Consider the following 236-nt stretch of genomic DNA (forward strand, 5'->3'; position numbering starts at 1 on the left):
TAAAACTCACTCGCATTTTTCGTTTTTTTCGATGCAAAATAGGTTATGACGAGCGTACCAAGGACAATAATTAAAAATAGTGCAAAAGCGGTTGTATTCAAAGTCAGCCCCTCCCTTTTTGCATATTTTGTAGAATTTTTTGCGAGATTTCATCAAAGGATTCCGCCTTTTTGCTATAAATCATACATAAAGCCCAAGTCATAATAAATTGTGCAAAAGCAAATACCCACGCCCAC

The 236-nt window shown here is 36.0% G+C and carries 1 protein-coding gene; it reads right to left on the minus strand.

The window, feature by feature from the left end:
* Nucleotides 1–103: 103 nt before the first annotated feature.
* A partial coding sequence (locus KVT11_RS20640) for a DUF485 domain-containing protein (protein WP_217609221.1) occupies nt 104–236 on the minus strand: 133 nt, incomplete at its 5' end.

It is taken from the genome of Bacillus sp. GbtcB10 (genome assembly GCF_019091365.1).
GTDB classification, from domain to species: Bacteria; Bacillota; Bacilli; order Bacillales; family Bacillaceae; genus Bacillus; species Bacillus altitudinis.